The organism is Pseudomonas sp. FG35 (genome assembly GCF_057809295.1).
Genome location: NZ_JBMDJR010000001.1, coordinates 677637 through 697715, shown reverse-complemented (window position 1 = coordinate 697715; position 20079 = coordinate 677637). Strand labels below are relative to the sequence as shown.

The window sequence follows — 20079 nt, the reverse complement described above, 5'->3', positions numbered from 1 at the left end:
AGCGAGTGGTGCGTTGGCAGAAGAGGGCGTAGCGGCGGGCGTATCCGCCCGATGGTTACCTGGGCGCGAAATCGTAGTTATAGAACGCCCGGGAATGGTGGTAGCCGTACTTGCGCGCCTTGCGCAGGTCGACCTGGTTGAGCACCGTGCCAAAGACCGGCACATGGCTTTGTTGCAACATGGCAATCCCTCGCTGAACCTGGCTGATCGAGGTGCTGTCAGCCTTGACGACATAGATCACCGCATCGGAATGTCTGGCCAGCAACAGCGCGTCACTGATCATCTCCGCAGGGGGAGAGTCGATAATGATGTGGCGATAGCGTGATCTGAGCGCCTCGAGCATGCGCGCCATGCGTGGCGAGCTGAGCAAGTCCTGTGGCGGTGGCTGGACCGGGTTGAGCGGGTCGCCAGGGGATGGCAGGCGCGGCGCAACGAACATATCCAGTGACGGCGGCAAGACCTTCCCGGCCGGCAGCATGTCCAGATTGCCCACTGAAACAATGCAGTCTTCAAGCCTGGCCGTGCCGGCAATGACATTCGCCAGTCCCGGGCTGTCCGGTGGGAAATCGAAGTTCAGCGACAGGGTTGGCTGACGCATGTCGGCATCGATCAGCAGCACGCGCTCCAGCGGCGTCAGTGAACTGGCCAGATTGGTGGCGATGGTGCTTTTACCCTCGCCGGCAACCGTGGAGGTCACGAGCACCACCTGTGAGGGCTTTTCGCTGCTTTGCAGCATCAGCCAGGTACGCAGGTTGCGAATGGTCTCGGAAAAACGCGGGTTGTCGTTGTCTTCGAAAAGGCGCGCCAGTTGCCGGCGACTTTTTTTCACCACCAACGGCACGACGCTGAGCAGTGGAACATTCAACACGCTCTCGACCGTCTCATCGGTTTTGAAGGTATTGCTCAGACTCTCGAAGAGCAGTGCCAGCCCGACGCCGATGACCGCAGCGATCAGCCCGACGATCCCGACAATCAATGTCTTGCGGGGCTTGCTGGCGTCGACAGGCACAATGGCCGGGTCGACGATGCGCACTTTCGTCGAGTCCATGTCGGCGGTGGCCGTGGTTTCTTTCAGGCGGGTGACGAAGGTTTCATACAGTGCGCGCGTGCTGTCGACTTCACGCTGGAACTCACGCAACTGGAACTCTTTGCGCGCGATGTCCTGGATTTGCGCCTTGTTGCTGTTGAAGGATTGACGCAGCGACGCTTCGCTCGCCGTGGCGAGCTGGTATTGCCGCTCGATACCGGCCACCACTTGCTGCACCTGCAATTGCAGGCTGGTGGTGGCGGTGCGCAACTCGGTTTGTGCGGAAATCAGGCTGGGGTGCTTTGGACCATAGCGGCCCGCCAGTTCATCAACCTTGGCCTGAGCCACAGCGCGATCGGCCTGGAATTTCTGCACCAGGGGATTGCTCAAGACCGCAGGCACGCTGGAGAGCCGGCTCAGATCGCCGTTGCCCAGGGCCTTGGCCTGGCGGTACTCGCTCTCGGCTTCAGCACGGTTGCGCCGGGCATCGACCATGCGGTTACCGGTCATTTCCAGTTCGTTGGCGCTGATGGTGGCAACACCGCCAACATCCACCAGACCTTGTTCTTCGCGGTAACCCTGAAGCTTTTTCTCGGCCGCACGCAGGTTGTCGCGCAGCTTGATCAGACGCGTGTTCATCCAGGCTGTGGTGGTTTGCGACGATTTCTCGCTGGTATCGAGCTGGCTGTCGGTGAAGCCCTGAGCCAGCGCGTTGGCCGCCGCCGCTGCCAGAACAGGGTCTGGCAGTTCGACTTCGATTTCGAGCAACTGGCTTTTGCCAACGAACTTGACGCTGGTGTGCAGCATGAGGTTCTGCGTGACCTGATTGAAGACGTCCGCTTCCGTGAGCTGCTCTTCCTTTTGCGGCAAATATCGACCGAGTCCCGGGATCCATTGATCAAGGTCCAGGTTGGCCAGCCATTGGCGCGGAGCAAACCAGGGTTGGGGCTGCTGGCGTGGATCGGTGACCGGGTGGGTCGTCAGGCCGAGTTTTTTCACCGCGCGTTCGGCAAGGTCCCGCGATTGCAGGAGCGCCTGCTGAGTCTGCAAGTAATCTGTGGCGTTGCCGCCTGAGTCCTTGACTTGCTGGAACGACATCAGCGGAGGTGTTTTGTCGTTGAACAGCAGGGTGGTGCCGCCAATGTATTGCGGCGTGATATTGGAGACCACCACGGCCGCCAATACGCAACTCAGCAGAACCAGCCAGCCGATGCGCCACTTGGCGCGCCAGATAATCCTCCACAGATTGAGCAGATCCAGGGTGTCCTTGTCGTCGCCGTGCTGCGGATGCAGATGCGCTTGAAGAGGACGTTCGACGTAGTTGCTGGGGCTGTTGTCCATGATCAGAAAAAGCCTTGTGCAATGGAAATGGTATCGCCGGGGGCAATCGTGGTGCTGCGCGTGACGTTATCGGTCACGGTCGCGCCACCATCACCGCGCAAGATGGTCACTCGCTTCATCGAGGCGCGCTCGGTCAGGCCGCCGCCCAGTGCAATGGCTTTTTCCAGTGTCAGTCCGGGCACGAACGGGTAGCTGCCGGGCTTTTTCACTTCGCCGTTGATGTAGAACGAGCGGTATTCGATCTGGCTGAGACTGACTTTCGGGTCGATCAGATAACCCTGCTTGAGCCCGTCGACGATGATTTTCTCGACCTGGCCGGGGGTCAGTCCTTTCGCGGAAATCTCTCCCAGAAACGGATAGGAGAAGGTGCCTGCATCGCTGAGTCGGATCTTTTTGATGCTCAACTCCGGTTCACCGAAAACGATGATTCGCAACACGTCGCCGGCGGCGAGTTTGTATTGCGTGGCAGGATCTGCCGCATGGACGTGAGGCAAGAGAAACAACGCGAACAAAAGGACAAGTGTGCGAGCGTTCATGTCGAGACCCTCTTAAAGGCTGACGTTGAAGCTGATCTGGAACACGTTGCGGGTGAAGCTTTCATTGTCGGCATCGGAATCGTTGTCGCGATATCGATAACCCAGTTCGATATCCAGCCAACGGCGCATGGCGTACACCACGGCCAGGTTGTAGTCCTGAAGATTGTCGGTACGGCTTTGGCCTTCGTAGACATAACGCCCGTAACCGGCTTGCGCCACTGTCGTAATCCGTTCGGTCCAGCCGTGGCGCCATCCCACCTGGGTGAACGTTGACTTCACGGCATCAGCGCCGTCATCGCCCTCGGCGAGGGCCTGGCGCGCGACGAAGGTGAACGTCGAATAGGTTCGCGGTTTCCATTGCAAATCCACTTGCCAGGTCGGGTTGTCGAGGTCTTTGGATTCGCTGTTGTCGAAGTTCTTTTTTTCGTAACCGATACGGACCTTGCCCGTCGTGCGTGCCGTGAAATCCCATACGGCACCGGCCATGACAGCATCGGATTTACTGCTGCGCGGGCTGTTGGCTTGCTGGTAATCAAAATCGGTGTGGTTATATTCCACCAGCCCTCGGGTATTACTGCCGATGCGGTGATACCAGGTGCTGGTGAGGGCCGTGGTATTGCGTTCCTTGTCGTCGTTGATGCCATCGGCGTTGTCGTAGCGAAGTTCTGCGTAACTGGCCCCGAGATCGATCTGATTGTCAGCGCTTTTCGCACCGAAGGTGTAGATACCACCTACGCGTTTGTTATTGAGTTTGTCGTTGATGCCTTCGACCGCCGTGGATTCCGTGCGCTCCCATTTGCGGTATTCGGCGTCGAGCTTCAGACGATGCCGGTCGGTGAACTCCATGATGCTGTCCGCTCGTACGCGTTGGGCCGTGTTCGAGGCATCCGACTCGTCGTGATAAATGTAGCGAGTGGGTTGCCAGATCAGCCGGGTGGCGCTGTTGCGATCCTCGGCCTTGAGCTCGAAAGAGGGTGCCAACTTGGTGACCATGGAGGACTGCTTGCTGTTTTCCAACTCGCGAAAGTTGTCGTCATAACTTTCTGAAAACAGGAAAGATGGCGTGAAGTCGAATCCGTAAACATCAATGGCTTGCGGATTGATGCTCCAGGCCATTTCCGGATAAAGACAGGCCATCATCAGTGCGACAGGGCATCGTGACTTCAAAGCCATGTTATAGCTCCTGAGCTAGGGCATATAAGGCAAGTCGTTAGTTGTAGGGGTGAAAACCAGGTTGTTGACGTTCAATCACGCTGAGTGGCAGGCAGACCGGCTGCTCACGGTTAAGAAACTGCAGGAGGATCATCACGCGGTCGGTTCCGTGTAACCCCAGGAATACGCCCTCCAATGGCGCGAGCGGGCCGCTGACGATCTGCAGGTTCTCTCCGGGTTTCAGCGCTTCATCCGGCTCCGATAACGTTGATTCAAGGCAACGTGCACGCAAGTGTTCGATGACGTGCTCGGCCACTGTTGCGGGACCATGGTTGAATTCGACGAAACGACTGACCCCTCGAGTGGAGCGCAAGGGTGCCCAGTTGTCGTCGCGACTGAGTTGGATGAACAAGTACCCGGGGAAGAGGGATTCCTGCACTCGCTGTCGTTTCCCGCGAATGACGCGCTCACTGACGAGTTGAGGGTGAAAGACCACGTAGTTCTGTTGAAGCAGATTGAGGTGGGCACGCTCATCCTGACGTGGCTTGCATTGTAAAAGGTACCAATTAGGTTGGTCCGAGCTGATGACTGGCATGCTTGTAAACTCTTTGATGATCGAAAGTTTATGGCAGGCAGAAGCTCTAATGAGGGCTAAGTAATGGCAGGCAGTGAAAGTGTATTTTTATTATTGGAAGGGTGAAGTGTTTCAATCATGAATCACAAAGTGTTTCATTGATGTACGTGTTGTCGGCTTAACTTTTTACAAGGCAAAGCTACCGCACGGTCTGTTCGTCGCAGCCTTAAAGTTAGGTAACTAAGTAGTTGCCCCTGAAGCGAAAGGGCGCGAGTAAGTGATTGCTCGCGCCCTGTAAAAAAATAACCTTGGTAGTTATCGGACAGTCTTTGCGGTCTGTCAAACGTTACCAGTCAAAAAACACGCCATCCATCCAGTAATGATTTTGCCAAGATTCAAATCGTTGTTTTTTAATGGTTTTCCCTTTTGTCTGAAAGGAAGAAACTTTTTCTGCCTACTATGGTCGCGGCTTTCATTTAGATCAGAAACTGTCCCCAATATTGGGTGCTGTTATAAAGCCTGTACTCAATAAGTCGTCCGGCGCGATAACTAATCGACCATCGGCTCGAGTGGAACAGGGGTTATGACCGGTTTTGTTATAGATGGGTCTTATCATGAGCCGTAACCCGCCCGATTATTGCGCATGATCGAGAAATTCAGCGCCACGGCGACACACAGCCAGGCCAGATAAGGAAACAGGATCAACCCGGTGATCACATCCAGGCGTAACGCCAGAACCACCATCACTGCGACGACAAGCCACAGCAGGACGAGAATGAGCATCGCCGCAACAATCCGCTGCGCACCGAAAAACACCGGCGTCCACAGCGTGTTCAGGGCAATTTGCGCTGCCCACAATGCCAGGACCATTTCGCTGCCGGGAATCATCGTCAAACGATAGCCAACCCAGGCGAGCAGCAGATAGATCGTCGTCCATGCCACCGGAAACACCCAGTTCGGTGGTGTGAATTTCGGTTTGTTGAGCTGCGCGTACCATTGGCCGGGCTGGAAAACCATGCCGGTGGTGGCCGCCGCACCGCAGGCGATCAGGAAAATCAGGAAAGTCACCATTTCTTACTCCTTGGCCGCAGCCAGTCTGCCTCAGTTACTCCGCCGCAGCGGTCGTTCATTCCGATCTTGAGCACATCAATTCACTGACCCGCGCTACCAGTGTGTCGACCGCGAAGGGCTTGGTCAGCACCTGCATGCCAGGGCCAAGTTGACCGGCGCCGATCACTGCGTTCTCCGCATATCCGGTAATGAAGAGCGTGGTCAGGTTCGGGCGGATCTCCCGGCCGGCATCCGCCAGCTGCCGGCCGTTCATGCCACCCGGCAGGCCGACATCGGTGATCAGCAGGTCGATGCGCACGTTCGATTGCAACACCTTCAGTCCGGCAACGCTGTCGCCCGCCTCAAGCAGGTTGTAGCCGAGATCGCCGAGCACATCGGTCAGCAGCGCGCGCACGGTGGGTTCATCGTCGACCACCAGAATGGTCTCGCTGGCCTTGGGCACCAGCGCCGGTGCGATGTGCTTGTCATCGTGGCTCTGCACGGGATCGCCACGGTGACGAGGCAGGTAGATGCACATCGTGGTGCCCCGATCGACCTGCGAGTGCACGCGCACCTGACCGCCGGACTGTTTGGCAAAACCGTAGATCATCGACAACCCCAGCCCGGTGCCCTGGCCTAGCGGTTTGGTGGTGAAGAACGGGTCAAAGGCCTTGGCGATGACATCGGCCGACATGCCAGTGCCGGTATCGGTGACACACAGGCACACATACTCGCCTTCGGGCATGTCCAGCGCGCCGGCGGTCTCGGCGTCCATGATGCGATTGGCGGTCTCGATGGTGATGCGTCCGCCGTCGGGCATTGCATCGCGGGCGTTGATACACAGGTTGAGCAGGGCGTTTTCCAGTTGACTGGCATCGACCAGTGTCGGCCAGAGCACCGACGAGCCAATGGTTTCCAGGAGAATGCTCGGGCCCACCGTGCGCTGGATCAGTTCGGTCATGCCGGTCATCAGCGTATTGACGTCGGTGGGCCGCGGATCGAGGGTCTGGCGTCTGGAGAAGGCCAGCAGGCGGTGGGTGAGGGCGGCGGCACGCTTGACCGCGCCTTGTGCAGTCACCATGTACTTGTCGACTTCGTTCAAGCGGCCCTGATTGATCCGTGCGCCCATCAACTCCAGCGCGCCGGAAATGCCGGCCAGCAAGTTGTTGAAATCGTGAGCGAGGCCTCCCGTCAGTTGGCCGACCGCTTCCATCTTCTGCGATTGACGCAGTTTCTCCTCTGCCTGCATCAACTCGGCGGTGCGCGATGACACCCGTTGTTCGAGGGTGTCGTTGAGCGAACGCAACGCGGCAATAGCCCGGTCGCGCTCCGCCTCGACGGTGCGGCGCTCCTCGACATCAATCAGCACGCCGGGAAAGCGCAGCGGCGTTGCGTCCTCTGCACATTCAACACGCCCGTTCGCCTCGATCCACTGGTATCTGCCGTCCTCGCGCCGTACACGGTACTGATGGGAATAAGCGCCTCCACGACTAATGGCTTCGTCGATTGCCGTGGTCAGGCTATCGCGGTCGTCGGGGTGCACGCTGGTGATCACTTGTTCGAGGCTGAGGCCTTCGCGCCCCAGTGCCGGGTCGAGATTGAACACCTGGGCGAAGCCTTCGTCGATGGCAAAGCGGTCGGTCAGCAGGTCCCAGTGCCAGGTGCCGATGATGGCGCCGGCGGCAAGGGCCAGTTGCACACGTTCGACGTTTTCACGGGCGATCGCCTCACTGGCTCGCAAGCGGTCTTCTGCCGCGCGCCGCTCGGTGACGTCGTTGAACAGGATCGCGATCTGCCGGTCGGCCGGGTCACCGACCCGCACCGCGCGCACATCGAACCAGCGCTCAAAGGTATTGGCGTAGTTCTCGAAATTCGCCGGCTCCCCGGTCTTGGCCACGTGGCCGTAGGTTTCGAACCAGAAGCGTTCAAGATTGGGCGCGAATTCGGTCACCCATTTACCGCGCAGGTTGACCCCGCACTGGCGCTCGAACGCCGGGTTGGCCTCGACGAAGTAGTAGTCGACAGGCTCGTCGTTGGCGTCGAATTTGACTTTGACGATGGCAAACGCCGACTCGATGGTTTCCAGAATGGTACTGAAACGCTCTTCACTCCGGCGCAACGCCGTTTCGGCACTGCGCGAGCGCGTGAGGTCAAGCATCGCGCCGATCATGCGTTCGGCCTGGCCGGATTGATTGCGGATCAAGTGCCCGCGATCGAGCACCTCGGCATAGGAACCGTCCTGACAGCAGAACCGATACTCCGCACTCCATGTCGTGCCGTCGCCCTCGATGGCGGCGTGGATCGATGCCTGCACCCGCGCCTGATCCTGAGGATGGATCCGCGCGAACCGCCAGTCGCCACTGGGATCAACGTTCTCCAGCGCGAAACCGTACGCCTGTTGCAACGCCTGGTTCCAGATGATCTGGTTGGTTTGCAGGTCCCAGTCCCACACCGCATCACTGGTGGCCATGACGGCCAGTCGATAGCGTTCCTTGGTTTCGATTATGGCGCGCCCGTACAGATGCTCCTGAGTACGGTCGCGGAGAATTTTCACGAAGCCCAAATGAGTCTGGTCTTCATCGTAGAGCGGCATCAGCTCGCCAGAGGCCCAGAATCGCTCGCCGTCCTTGCGCAAATGCCATCGCTCATCGTAGGCACGGCCTTCGACAAGGGCGCGCTGCATTTCCTGTTCGACCCGGCCGGCGGCGCGGTCCTCAGGTGTGAAAAAGCAGGCCGCGCTCTGGCCGCGAACCTCTTCGGCGGACCAGCCCAGCACGTTGGTTGCGCCGCAGTTCCATTCCGTGATGTATCCGCCGAGGTCAGTGACGACCATCGCGAAATCCACTGCACTCTCGAAAACCGCGCGCTGCCGCGCCTCACTACGAGCGAGCGCGGCCTGACTGGCTTGCAGTCGCGCCGTGATGTCGCGCTCATCGTCGGCTACAGTGCTCTGCAAGGCGGCGCGTAATCGCTTGACCTCGGACTCGAGCGCTTCGCGACTAAGGTGTTTGAGGGTGTCCATCTCGCCTTCTTGGTTGAATTTTTCAGGGGCCGATTCAGAGGGGCGGGCATGCCCGACAGGTGCCGTCAATATCGGGAAGCGTTGTGGCTGCTGATCCGTTGACAGGTTGCTTCGTCGTTAAGTTTCACTGATGGAGCAAGGTCGTTCGGGCGAGCACTGATTTCAAAATGATTCGCCGTTATCCAGGCGCGCCAACAGTGCCTGGCCGCGTCGCCACAGTGCGTCTTGCTTGGCCTGCGGCATGCGGTCGAGGTTCTTGTACATCATGCTCATGCGCTGATTGCCGCGCAGCAGCTCGCCGTGGCGCATCAGGAAATGCCAATACAGCGCATTGAACGGGCAGGCATTGTCCGCCGTGCTTTCGCTGACCTTGTACGCGCAACCGCGGCAGTAATCGGACATGCGATTGATGTACTGGCCGCTGGCGCAATAGGGTTTGGAACCGAGATAACCGCCATCGGCGTGCATGACCATGCCCAGCGTGTTGGGCAGCTCGACCCAATCGAAGGCGTCCATGTAGATCGCCAGATACCACTCGCAGATCTGACTCGGCGCGATACCGGCGAGCAGGGCGAAGTTGCCGGTGACCATCAGTCGCTGAATGTGATGCGCGTAGGCGTGTTGCAAGCTTTGCCCGATGGCGTGGCGCATGCAGTTCATCTGGGTGTCACCCGTCCAGTAGAACTCGGGCAATGCCCGGGTGTTGCCGAACGAGTTGCCATGCGCGTAATCCGGCATCTTCAGCCAGTACACGCCGCGCACATATTCACGCCAGCCAATCAGCTGCCTAATGAAGCCTTCGGCGGCATTGAGCGCAACGCTGCCGGCCCAGTATGCCGACTCCACATCGCTGCACAGCTGACGCAGATCCAGCAGGCCGATGTTGAGCGCTGCACTGATGCGCGCATGAAACAGGAACGGCTCGTCACTGGCCATGGCGTCCTGGTAATCGCCAAACCCCGCCAGGCCATAATCAAGAAAATACGCCCAGAGTGCCTGCGCATCGGCATGGGTGACGGGATAGTTGAAGTCATCGAGCGCGCCGTAGTGCTGGCTGAAGCGCGCCTTGACCAGTGCCAGTACATCGCGGGTGATGGCGTCGTTTTCGAAGCGTGCCGGGTAGGGCGCTTTGACGCCCTTGGGCAGGGCCTTGCGATTCTCGGCATCGAAGTTCCACGCGCCGCCCACTGGCGAGCCGTCACCATTGAGCAGCAAGCGGCTCTTGCGACGCATCTCACGGTAGAAAAACTCCATGCGCAGCTGTTTCTTGCCCTCGGCCCATGCGGCAAATTCTTCGCGACTGCACAGAAAACGCGTATCGGCGTGCCAGTGGATGGGCAAACCGCATTCGTTGATCGAGTGCTCCAGTCGCCAGTCGCCACACTCGGTGATGTGCACTTGCTCGGCCTGTAACAACGCTTGCCAGCGTTTCAGCTCACCGGGCACCGAACCGCTGTTATCGGGATCATCCAGGGTCACGTATTCAACCCGCGTACCCTGATCCCGCAACGCCTGGGCGAAATGGCGCATGGCGCTGAAGATCAGGGCAATCTTTTGTGGATGGTGGGGCACATGGCTGGCTTCTTCCATGACTTCAACCAGCAACACCGTGTCGCGCTCGGCATCGAGTGCCTGTAAGGAAGCCAGGTCGAAGGACAACTGGTCGCCCAGTACCAGACACAAGCGGCGGGTAACGTTCATTCAATGGAGCTCTGCGTTTTACGGTTCATTGGCTTGATTCGGCGCCCTGGCGACGGAAGAACAAAGTCACCTGACCGACTTCGACCCCGAACTTGGACATGCTGGTGCGGTTGATCAACGTGTCCTCGTCCATCAAGTACATCCAGTCGTCCATGCTCATTTCATAGGTCGAGTCGTCGACCGGTACGTTCAGCCGATAACGCCAGTGAAGTGTGTTGCCCGCCACCTGGCCTTGGGCAACCCCTACGACATCACCGGCGCGGCCGCTCCAGCGTCCCTGGCCCTCGGGCGTCAATGTCCATACACGGTGTTGGCGGGTGCCATCGCTGTACAGGAAGCGCTCGTCGAGAATCAGGTTGTTGCCTTCGCGGCGGCTGACAATGTTGACTTCGAAACGCTTGGTCACTTCGCCGCCGCGCTTCTGAAACATCCCCCAGGCTTTGACGGGCTGGCTGAAAAAACGCTGCAGATCGAGCGCCGGTTGTTGATCGGCATAGCGAGTGACATCCACGCTGGTGCAGCTTGCGATGCTGAGTATCAGTGTCAGTAACAGCACTAATCGAGTCATTGCTTTACTCCCTGATGGCAGAGGGGGTCGAGGGACCGCGCTGGAAATGCTTTCTTGTACGCCATGAAGCGCGCGTACAGGGTTGCGGCCGTCTAATTTCGTTTTTCCGCGCTAGGTTTGCGCGGCATGGCGGATCAGTACCCAAAATAATTGTACGAAGATGGTAATTATGTATAGGTTTTGTTCAAGATAGGCGGAAAAAAGCCACCTGACAATCAAGCGGCAATTTTTTCGCGCAAATGCGCAGAACCGACATCACAAGCTGAAGGCTTGCCTGGGTAGCGGGGAGAGGGCGCGAATAGTGTTCACTGTGGTTTGCGGTGCTGTCGCCAGCAGGCGGAAAAAGGCCCGGATTACTCCGGGCCAGTCATGCACATCAGTGCGAATCCGCCTCGCTCGCAGCCTCGGCAGCGGATCTTTCCCTGCGCCTCTGGAGCCAACTGTAGAACGCATGCACGGGATGAAGGACGGCGGTGAGTACGCCGAGCAGCAGGATGGTGAAAAGGATGATCAGCGGGATGCTTTCGTGCGAGAACATGGTGGGTTACTCCTGTAGTCACTATGTCGTAACCCGCAGACTAGACGCATCGAACCCTGTTTTCGATGAATGAATGTTCATCCTTGAACGCTTCGGGTGTGTTACGGCGAATCCTCCGGACGCATGGTCAGGATGATTTTTCCGACATTCCCTGACGACTCCATTCGCCGGTGAGCATCGGCAGCCCGCGCGAGCGCAAATGTGCTGTCCACCACCGGTTCCAGGCTCCCTGCGCCGTCGAAGCGATCGAGCCAATGCTCACGGAAGCGCTGGATCATGGCGTGCTTTTCCGGTTGGGTGCGGGATTTCATTACCGTGCCGATGATTTGCAGATGCCGATAGAGGATGTGTTCGAGCTCCACGCTTACCTGGCCGCCACCGCCCAGAATCCCGACCTGCACCAGTCGGCCACCGTGAGCAAGCGAGGCAATGTTGCGTGCGAAGTAGGGTTGGCCGATGAAGTCGATGACCACATCGACCCCTCGACCCTCGGTCTTGTCGGCAATGACTTGGGCGAAGTCCTGGGTCTTGTAGTCAATCGCGACGTCAGCCCCCAGATGTTCGACACGCGATAACTTGCTGCCCTCTGTGGTGGCATACACGGTGGCGCCGGTGGCGTAGGCCAGTTGCACGGCGGCGGAGCCGACACCGCCGGCCGCCGCATGAATCAACACCGAGTCGCCGGACTTGAGGCGAGCCAGGTGCATCATCGCTTCATGGGCGGTGACGAACACCTCCGGGATAGCCGCTGCGTGTACATAATCCAGCTGCGCGGGGATCGGCATGGCCATGCGGTAGTCGATGCGCGCCAGTTCGGCATAGGCGCCACCACCAACGACGCCCATCACTCGGTCTCCTGCGGCGTAGCCGGTCACTTCGCTGCCTGTCTCGATCACCTCGCCAGCGATCTCCAGTCCGATGATCAGCGAGTCACCGAAATTCGGATGCCCATAACCACCGGTGCGATGGGTCAGGTCGGCACGGTTCACGCCAGCGGCGTAAACCCGCACCAGAAGGTCGGTGGGGCGGACTTCGGGGTCGGGCGCATCGACGAGCTCCAGGACATCTGCGGCGCCGAATTCTCTGATGTTGATCGCTTTCATTGCGGGTTCTTCTCCGAGTCGGAAAACGTGGCATTGGCGATGGCCGATGCAGTGATGGCGCCGGGAAAGCCCACATAAAACGCCAGGTGGGTAATCGCTGCGGCAATTTCGTCCAGGCTGACGCCGTTGGTGATTGCCCGGCGCAAGTGAGCGGGCAATTCTTCTGAGTGCCCCCCGGCAATCAATGCAGCGACGGTAATCAGGCTGCGGTCGCGAAGTGACAATCCAGGATCGGCCCAGATTTGCGGATAAAGCGTTGCGTCGACGAAATCCGACAGCTTGGGTGTGAACGCCCGGGCCGCTTCGCGAGGACTGCTGAAATTGATCGTGGACATGGGAGCTCCCTTAAACCTGGCTGATGAATTTGTGGGTGAGGTAGTGCTCGATGCCTTCAACGCCGCCTTCGGAGCCGTGACCACTTTCTTTCATGCCGCCGAACGGAAGCTCGGTGGCGACGATGCGGTACTGGTTTATCCCGATCATTCCGGCTTCCAGTCCGTCGGCCACGTCGATGGCTGTTCGTGCATTGGAAGTGAACGCGTAGGCCGAAAGGCCATACGGCAATCGATTCGCTTCTTGCAGGCCGTCGGCCAGCTCGTCGAAAGGCATCAACACGGCGATGGGGCCGAAAGGTTCTTCGTGCATGATGCGGGCGTTCATGGGCACGTCTGCCAAAACGGTGGGCTGGAAGAAAAAGCCGTCTCCGGGAAGCGCCTCGCCACCGACCAAGACCCGTGCGCCTTTCTCGACGGCATCGGCTATCAATTGCTCCATCTTGACCAACTGCCTTGGGTTGGCGAGCGGTCCGACCTGAGTCTGTGGATCGAAGCCGTCGCCGATTTTCAGGGCTTTGGTGGCCGCGACAAAGTGATCGACAAACGCTTGATAGGCGCCACGCTGAACGATGAACCGGGTCGACGAGATGCACACCTGGCCGGTACCGCGAAAGCGGTTTGCGACCCCCTCTACTGCGGCTTTCTCAACATCAGCGTCGGCGAATACCAACACCGGGCCGTGGCCTCCCAGTTCCAGGGTGATGGGTTTCACGCCCTCGGCGGCGCGGGCCGACAATAGCCGTCCAATGGGCACCGAGCCGGTGAACGTCACCTTGCGGATGATCGCAGACGCAATGAGCTGGCTGGACACCTGATCCGGTACGCCGAAGACCACCTGCAGCACGCCTTTGGGCAGGCCTGCGTCGTCCAGCGCCCGTGCCAGGGCCAGCGCGGTGGAGGGACTTTCTTCTCCGGGTTTGAGAATCACGCTGCAACCCGCCGCCAGGGCCGCCGACAGTTTGCGTGCAGGCGTGATAGCCGGAAAATTCCACGGCGTGAAAGCTGCGACCGGGCCAATGGCCTGGCGTTTGACCAGTTGCAGTACACCGGGGCGGTTGGCAGGTACAACACGGCCGTCGATGCGCCGAGCGCTTTCGGCGAACCATTCGAAATACTCTGCGGCTCGCACCACTTCATCCATGCTTTCGCTCAGTGGCTTGCCTTCTTCCAGGGTCATCTGCGCTGCAATGTGCGGGGCTCGTTCCAGGATCAGATCGGCGGCGCGTTTGAGGATTTTCGCGCGCTGGTCCGGCACCGTTTGCCGCCATTGTTCGAAGCCCACTCGGGACACTTCCAGGGCGCGGTCAAGGTCGCCGGCAGTGGCGAGGGGAACACGTCCGATTTCACGCCCGGTCGCAGGGTTGACGACGGCTGCCGTAGAGCGACCTTGCGCATCGATCCATTCACCACCGATGAAAAGATAAAGCTGATCGTAGGAGTTGTTCATGGTGTGGCCTTTGGTTGGTTGTCAGGGACGGGCAAGCGCTCCGTGAAGCCAAGTCTATGGAAGGTAAGTCGCTTGATTTAGCTGGCCACGAGGGAATCATTGTTGTCCCCAGAGGTAATATCGGGGGGCCGGGGGAGGGTGTAGCATCCGCACTTGTCTCAAGCGGATTGCAGGTCTGAAGGACGATCAGGATGGATAAACTTTCAAATATGTCGGTGTACGTAAAAGTGGTCGAGATGGGCAGTTTCACGGCCGTTGCGAACCATCTGGACTCCACTGTCGGCAATGTCTCGCGCGCCGTCTCGGCACTTGAAAATGTGCTCGATGCGCGTCTGTTGCAACGATCTACCCGACGTCTTTCGGTGACCGACGCGGGTCGTCGGTTCTACGAGCGATGCATCAAGATCCTGGCTGACCTGGAAAGTGCAGAAGCAGAAGCGAGCAATGCAGCCTTGAAGCCCAGGGGAACCTTGCGCGTGCACTGCGTACCTGGACTTGCTCGGCACCTGGTGACCGGCGCAGTGCTGGCGTACCGCAATGAATTTCCGGACGTCACCGTGGATCTGATGCTCTCGCAACGCATGCCCAACCTGCTCGAGGACCAGTTGGATGTCTCGATCCTGATTGCCCGTACGCTGCCGGATTCAGCGTATGTCAGTCAGAAGATCGGCGTCAGTCATTGCGTTCTGGCCGCGTCGCCCGACTATCTGGAACGACACGGAACCCCGACCACGCCTGACGAACTCAGCGCTCATCAATGCTTGCTGCTCGGAACGGTGGACTATGTGCGGGATGAGTGGCAGCTCAAGAGCAAAGCAGGTGACGCGACCTTCGTTCCCACCGGACCGAGCTTCAGCGTGAATGACATGGACGCGATGGCGGTCGCCATTCGGCAAGGGGCCGGTATCGGCTTGCTGGCTGGATTTACCGCTATCGATGATTTTCGCTCTGGCCAACTGGTTCGGGTTCTGCCTGACTACCATACGTATGAGCGAAACGTGTATGCGGTCTACACGTCTCGACAGTTCGTCGATGCCAAGATCACACGCTTTATCGACAGTTTGAAGGACCGTGTGGGGAGTCAGCTGGCAGCAACGGCTCAGGCACTTATCGATTGAAAGCCCCAGGCCGCATCGGTGAGGCAGGGGACTGCAAGGATTGAATGCCGCGCATCCCCGGTTGCGCGGCAAGATAGTGTTTCGAGACTCAGCAAGCGATCAAGAGCACAACGGCGTGCTCACAATGCAAACGTAGTCCCGCGAGTATTCACAAAAAGCGAGTAGATCGAGTGACTGCTTGCCATGAACAGCCTGTTCCCTTCGCGCCCCCCGAAGCACAGGTTCGGGCAGCGCTCTGGCAGCGAAATATGGCCGATGGCCTTGCCCTGTGGATTGAAAACCCGCACGCCGTCGAGTTTTTCCAGGTCGGCCCTGGGATCTCCATTGCCGCCCCAGCCGCACCACAGGTTGCCCGTTTCGTCGCACTTGATACCGTCGATTGCCGCATAGTCCAGCCCCTCGATGTGCTTGCGGCGCTCGCCCAGTGTGCCGTCGTCCTTCACGGCAATTGCCCAGATCAAGCGATTGGGTTTGGCGCGGCCTTCGACGACATACAGGGTCTTCTCGTCGGGAGAAAAGCACAGACCATTGGGGCCGTTCAGGTCGTCGATGACCCGAGTGACCTTTCTGCTCTCACCGTCGATGCGGTAAACGGCGTGGGGTTGGCTCGGGGTGATTTTGTGGCCTTCGTAGTTGTTGCCGGTCTGGAATGGCGGATCGGTAAACCAGATCGATCCGTCACTTTTGCAGACGATGTCGTTGGGCGAGTTGAAGGGCTTGCCCTCGAAGCTGTCGGCCAGCACGGTGGTCGTGCCGTTGTATTCGGTGCGCGTGATGCGGCGGCCTTCGCTGGTGGTGGTAGAGCCTTCGCAGACGATAAGCCGCCCTTGGCGATCCCGGCACATCCCGTTGGAGAAGTTCGAGTGCTCACGGTAGACGGTGAAGGTCTCGGTGATTTCATCCCAGCGCATGATGCGATTATTGGGGATGTCGCTGACCAGCAGATAGCGGCCATCGCCGATCCAGACCGGTCCTTCGGCCCAGCGCATGCCGGTGGCAAGTTTTTCCACACTGGCGTTGAAAATACGCAAGTCGAGGAAGCTGTCGTCGAGGATGTGAATCAGGGGATCCGGGTAGCGTTGACTCAACGGTTCGGCGGCTTCAGCGAGACTGGGCAGCAAGGTGCTGCCGGTGGCGAGAGTGGCAGAAACAGCGAGGGATTTTTTCAGGAAGCTGCGGCGGGTATTGCCCTTTACCTGTTCGAGGCTTTCAGGCTTGGCGGCCAGGGATGAGTCCATGTAGCGATCTCCGTGGTTTTATTTTTTTTGAGGAGACTTAGTAATATCCTGTGATAGGACATCGTACAAGTTAATCATTTTCCAACCCCGACAGGACTTGGCGTTGGAGGCGCGTCGGTTAAGGCTGAGGGCCAGGATTCCATATAGCCCAAGCGCAGCTTTTTATTCCCAAAACGAAGTTCATATTAATTTTATAGTGCGTTTTAATCTAATCAGGTTTTTCCTGATTGGAGCATTCGCACTTGAAGATCCCGACACATTTGACACTTGGCCTGGCGCTCGCCGTCAGTTGCTCTGCAGCATTCGCGGGGCCCACCCTTGATCGCGTGACGCAAAAAGGTGAACTCACCGGTGTCCTGATGGAGAGTTACCCGCCGTTCTCTTTTCTCAATGACCAGAACCAGCTCGACGGCTTTGATGTGGATGTCGCTAAAGCAGTGGCCGAGCGCCTTGGGGTCAAGCTGAAACTTGAAACGCCTTCCTGGGACGTGATTGCCGCGGGGCACTGGAACGGTCGATATGACATCTGCGTGTGCTCGATGACACCGAGCAAGGCGCGGGCCGAAGTGTTCGACTTCCCCGTGGAGTATTACCAGTCGCCGGCGGTGATCGTGGTCAATGCAAAGGACAAGGAGATTGCCACTGGCAAGGACTTGTCCGGCAAAAAAGTCGGTGTGATCAGTGCGTCGACTTATGAGGCCTATCTGAACAAGGATCTGGTCATTGAAGGGGCCGAGGACAAACCGTTGAGCTATCCGTTCGACAATGTCCAGATCGCCCCTTACGACAACGAAACCGTTGCCTTCCAGGATCTCGCACTGGGTACCGGCGTGCGCCTGGATGCCATGGTCACCAACCTGATCACCGCGCGTGAACGCATCACTCAGGATCCGCGCTTCAAGATTGCCGGAGATCCACTGTATGCCGAACCGAACGTCGTGGCGGTCGAAAAAGGCGATCCGCAATGGAATGCGAAAGTCACCGAAGTCATCGCACAACTCAAGACTGACGGCACGCTGAGCAAAATATCCCGCAAGTGGATCGGTTCTGATATCAGCCAATGACAGCCATCAATCCGCATCCGGCCAAAGCGGCTGTCAGCTCGCAAAAGCAGCCGCCACTGACACGTCAGCTATTCGGCTTTCGCACGCGCCTGTACCTGACGTGGGCGGCGCTGTCGGGTCTGGGCGTGTGGTTTTTCATGCGCTTCGATCTGAAGTTTTCGATCATTCTGGAGAAGTTGCCCAACCTGGTCGGCCTGCATCTGGGCCCGAACGGGTTCTTGCAGGGCGCTGCGCTGACGATATTCCTGTGTTTCTGCTCGATCTGGTTTTCGTTATTGCTGGGCTTTGTCACCGCGCTGGCCAGGCTGTCGAGCAGTGCCGTGGCGTTTGGTATCGCCAGCTTCTACGCCTCGTTCTTTCGCGGCACGCCGCTGTTGATCCAGATCCTGTTGATCTATCTGGGGCTGCCGCAGTTGGGCGTGGTGCCGGGTGCAATCAGCGCCGGGATCATCGCGCTGTCGCTCAACTACGGGGCTTATCTGAGTGAGATTTTTCGTGCCGGCATTCTCGCGGTTGCCCCTGGTCAGCGCGAAGCAGCAGCCGCACTGGGCCTGAGACCGGCCGCGACGTTCATCCATATCATCCTGCCGCAAGCCATGCGCACGATCATTCCGCCGACCACCAGCCAGTTCATCTCGATGCTCAAGGATTCTTCCCTGATTTCGGTCATGGGGGTCTGGGAAGTGATGTTTCTGGCGCAGTCGTACGGGCGTTCGTCCTACCGTTACATTGAAATGCTGACCACCGCAGCCGCCATCTATTGGCTGTTATCCATCGGTCTCGAACTGATCCAGCATCGCCTCGAACGCCATTACGGCAGAGGCTTCAAGCATCAGCGCTGAGCCATTCCGTTAAATGATCTCTTGCAGGAACCCAGATGTCCGATCCTAAACCTCTGCTGTTTGCACTTTATGAACAAGCCAGCGTCGGGTGCGGCGGTGCGCCGAGTCTGTGGACGCACCCGGCTGACGAACGCCTGGCGATCAATTCGCTGGGCTACTGGTCAAACCTGGCGCGGATTGCCGATCAGGCGCACCTCGATATGTTGTTCTTTGGTGATGTGCTGGGCTTCTACGATGTGCTGGGTGGCAACGCCGATGCGGCAGTGAAATGGGCGGTGGAGGCACCGGCCAACGATCCGTTGATGATCATTCCGGCGTTGGCGGCCGTGACGGAAAACCTGGCGTTTGGTGTCACGGTGACCACCAGTTATGAGCACCCGTTTACCCACGCCCGGCGCTTCAGCACGCTTGATCACCTCACCAATGGGCGAGTGGGGTGGAATATCGTCACCTCTTACCTTTCCAGCGCCGCCCGCAATTTCGGGCTGGAGCAAATGATCAAGCATGACGATCGCTATGAGCGTGCCGAGGAGTTTCTCGATGTGGTGTACAAACTCTGGGAAGGCAGTTGGGCCGACGACGCCGTGGTGGCCGACAAGGCCCGCCAGCTGTATGCCAGAGGCGACCGGGTGCGACCGATCAATCACGAGGGTGCGCACTATCGCGTCGCCGGGCCGCACCTGACCGCTCCGTCTCCGCAGCGCACCCCGTTGCTGATTCAGGCGGGCTGGTCGGGACGCGGTCGAGAGTTCGCCGCCAAGCATGCGGAACTGATCTTCATCGCCAAATCCAACCCGCAGGAAATCCGTCAGGGCCTGGAAGACATCTGGGCCCAGGCTCAGGCGCGTGGGCGTCAACGTGAAGACGTTAAATCGCTGACGGTATTGCGCATCGTCACGGCCAAAACCGAAATCGAAGCCCAGCGCAAATACGACGAGCTGCAAAGCAACTATCACTTGCAGGCACAACTGGTCAGTTACGCCGGCGACACCGGCATCGACATCAGCCGCTACGCCGACAGCGATGCGCTATCGACGCACACCGAAGGCCTGACCTCATACGTCATGCGCCCCGATGGCAGTGGCAAGCCGCTGACGGCGGGTGATGTGAAAAAGCGCTTCGCCAGCGTTACCCGTGGCAGCGACCTGATTCTCGTCGGAACACCGCAGCAAGTCGCCGATCGCATCGAAGAGCACGCGCGAATTTCCGGCACCAGCGGCTACATGCTCAACCCGTTGATCAGCCCAGGCAGCCTTGAGGACTTTGTCGAACTGGTGATTCCCGAACTGCAAAAGCGTGGGCTGTACCGGACTCAACCGCAGAGTGGCACTTTCCGTTCGCGGTTGCGGGAAGACCGCTCCAGTCACCTGCCTGAGTCGGCCTATGGGGCTTCGTTCCGCTTCGACTAGGCGCTTTAGGGTAG

General features: G+C 58.7%; 17 protein-coding genes. 4 read left to right on the top strand and 13 right to left on the bottom strand.

What is annotated here, in order from left to right:
• Positions 1–55 precede the first annotated feature (55 nt).
• The 12 genes from ACODTD_RS03030 to ACODTD_RS02975 all read right to left on the bottom strand — a co-directional run bounded on the left by ACODTD_RS03030 (position 56) and on the right by ACODTD_RS02975 (position 14394).
• The gene (locus ACODTD_RS03030) at positions 56–2368 is read right to left on the bottom strand and encodes a GumC family protein (protein ID WP_489104404.1); all 2313 of its coding nucleotides are present in this window, start codon (positions 2366–2368) and stop codon (positions 56–58) included.
• A 2-nt stretch (positions 2369–2370) separates the two neighbouring features.
• A complete protein-coding gene (locus ACODTD_RS03025; RefSeq protein WP_011334226.1) occupies positions 2371–2904 on the bottom strand; it encodes a polysaccharide biosynthesis/export family protein in 534 nt (177 codons plus the stop codon).
• A 12-nt stretch (positions 2905–2916) separates the two neighbouring features.
• On the bottom strand, positions 2917–4077 hold the full coding sequence (locus ACODTD_RS03020) for an outer membrane beta-barrel protein (protein ID WP_221614631.1): 1161 nt from the start codon (positions 4075–4077) through the stop codon (positions 2917–2919).
• Positions 4078–4114: 37 nt separating this feature from the next.
• Positions 4115–4651 carry a transcription/translation regulatory transformer protein RfaH gene (gene rfaH / locus ACODTD_RS03015; RefSeq protein WP_011334224.1) on the bottom strand — a complete coding sequence of 179 codons (537 nt, stop codon included), beginning with the start codon at positions 4649–4651 and terminating at the stop codon, positions 4115–4117.
• A gap of 591 nt (positions 4652–5242) precedes the next feature.
• Complete coding sequence (gene tspO, locus ACODTD_RS03010) at positions 5243–5698, bottom strand: tryptophan-rich sensory protein TspO (protein ID WP_041475555.1); 456 nt, start codon at positions 5696–5698, stop codon at positions 5243–5245.
• Between the two features lie 58 nt (positions 5699–5756).
• Positions 5757–8702, bottom strand: a complete 2946-nt coding sequence (locus ACODTD_RS03005) for a PAS domain-containing hybrid sensor histidine kinase/response regulator (RefSeq protein WP_489104403.1) — start codon at positions 8700–8702, stop codon at positions 5757–5759.
• A gap of 162 nt (positions 8703–8864) precedes the next feature.
• On the bottom strand, positions 8865–10403 hold the full coding sequence (locus ACODTD_RS03000) for a cryptochrome/photolyase family protein (RefSeq protein ID WP_489104402.1): 1539 nt from the start codon (positions 10401–10403) through the stop codon (positions 8865–8867).
• 25 nt (positions 10404–10428) lie between these two features.
• Entirely contained in the window at positions 10429–10971 is a 543-nt protein-coding gene (locus tag ACODTD_RS02995; protein ID WP_201818539.1) for a DUF3833 domain-containing protein, read from the bottom strand.
• Positions 10972–11347: 376 nt separating this feature from the next.
• Entirely contained in the window at positions 11348–11509 is a 162-nt protein-coding gene (locus ACODTD_RS02990) for a hypothetical protein (protein WP_165369533.1), read from the bottom strand.
• 101 nt (positions 11510–11610) lie between these two features.
• A complete protein-coding gene (locus tag ACODTD_RS02985) occupies positions 11611–12612 on the bottom strand; it encodes an NAD(P)H-quinone oxidoreductase (RefSeq protein ID WP_201818540.1) in 1002 nt (333 codons plus the stop codon).
• The gene (locus ACODTD_RS02980; RefSeq protein ID WP_011334218.1) at positions 12609–12947 is read right to left on the bottom strand and encodes a carboxymuconolactone decarboxylase family protein; all 339 of its coding nucleotides are present in this window, start codon (positions 12945–12947) and stop codon (positions 12609–12611) included. The genes ACODTD_RS02985 and ACODTD_RS02980 overlap by 4 nt, the downstream gene beginning before the upstream one ends.
• Positions 12948–12957: 10 nt before the next feature.
• Positions 12958–14394 carry an NAD-dependent succinate-semialdehyde dehydrogenase gene (locus ACODTD_RS02975; protein WP_201818541.1) on the bottom strand — a complete coding sequence of 479 codons (1437 nt, stop codon included), beginning with the start codon at positions 14392–14394 and terminating at the stop codon, positions 12958–12960.
• A gap of 191 nt (positions 14395–14585) precedes the next feature.
• Between ACODTD_RS02975 and ACODTD_RS02970 the strand changes: the two genes are divergently transcribed.
• A complete protein-coding gene (locus ACODTD_RS02970) occupies positions 14586–15512 on the top strand; it encodes a LysR family transcriptional regulator (RefSeq protein WP_011334216.1) in 927 nt (308 codons plus the stop codon).
• 119 nt (positions 15513–15631) lie between these two features.
• Here the strand turns inward: ACODTD_RS02970 and ACODTD_RS02965 are convergent, their stop codons facing one another.
• Positions 15632–16750: an SMP-30/gluconolactonase/LRE family protein gene (locus ACODTD_RS02965; protein WP_285355899.1), complete on the bottom strand. Its 1119-nt coding sequence runs from the start codon at positions 16748–16750 to the stop codon at positions 15632–15634.
• Between the two features lie 242 nt (positions 16751–16992).
• Between ACODTD_RS02965 and ACODTD_RS02960 the strand changes: the two genes are divergently transcribed.
• Genes ACODTD_RS02960 through ACODTD_RS02950 form a run of 3 tightly spaced genes read left to right on the top strand, consistent with a single transcriptional unit; the run spans position 16993 to position 20065 of the window.
• Positions 16993–17814 carry an ABC transporter substrate-binding protein gene (locus ACODTD_RS02960; protein WP_285355898.1) on the top strand — a complete coding sequence of 274 codons (822 nt, stop codon included), beginning with the start codon at positions 16993–16995 and terminating at the stop codon, positions 17812–17814.
• Positions 17811–18656 carry an amino acid ABC transporter permease gene (locus ACODTD_RS02955; RefSeq protein WP_064381558.1) on the top strand — a complete coding sequence of 282 codons (846 nt, stop codon included), beginning with the start codon at positions 17811–17813 and terminating at the stop codon, positions 18654–18656. Before ACODTD_RS02960 ends, ACODTD_RS02955 begins: the two co-directional genes overlap by 4 nt.
• 35 nt (positions 18657–18691) lie before the next feature.
• Positions 18692–20065 carry an LLM class flavin-dependent oxidoreductase gene (locus ACODTD_RS02950; protein ID WP_285355895.1) on the top strand — a complete coding sequence of 458 codons (1374 nt, stop codon included), beginning with the start codon at positions 18692–18694 and terminating at the stop codon, positions 20063–20065.
• The last annotated feature ends 14 nt before the right edge of the window (positions 20066–20079 follow it).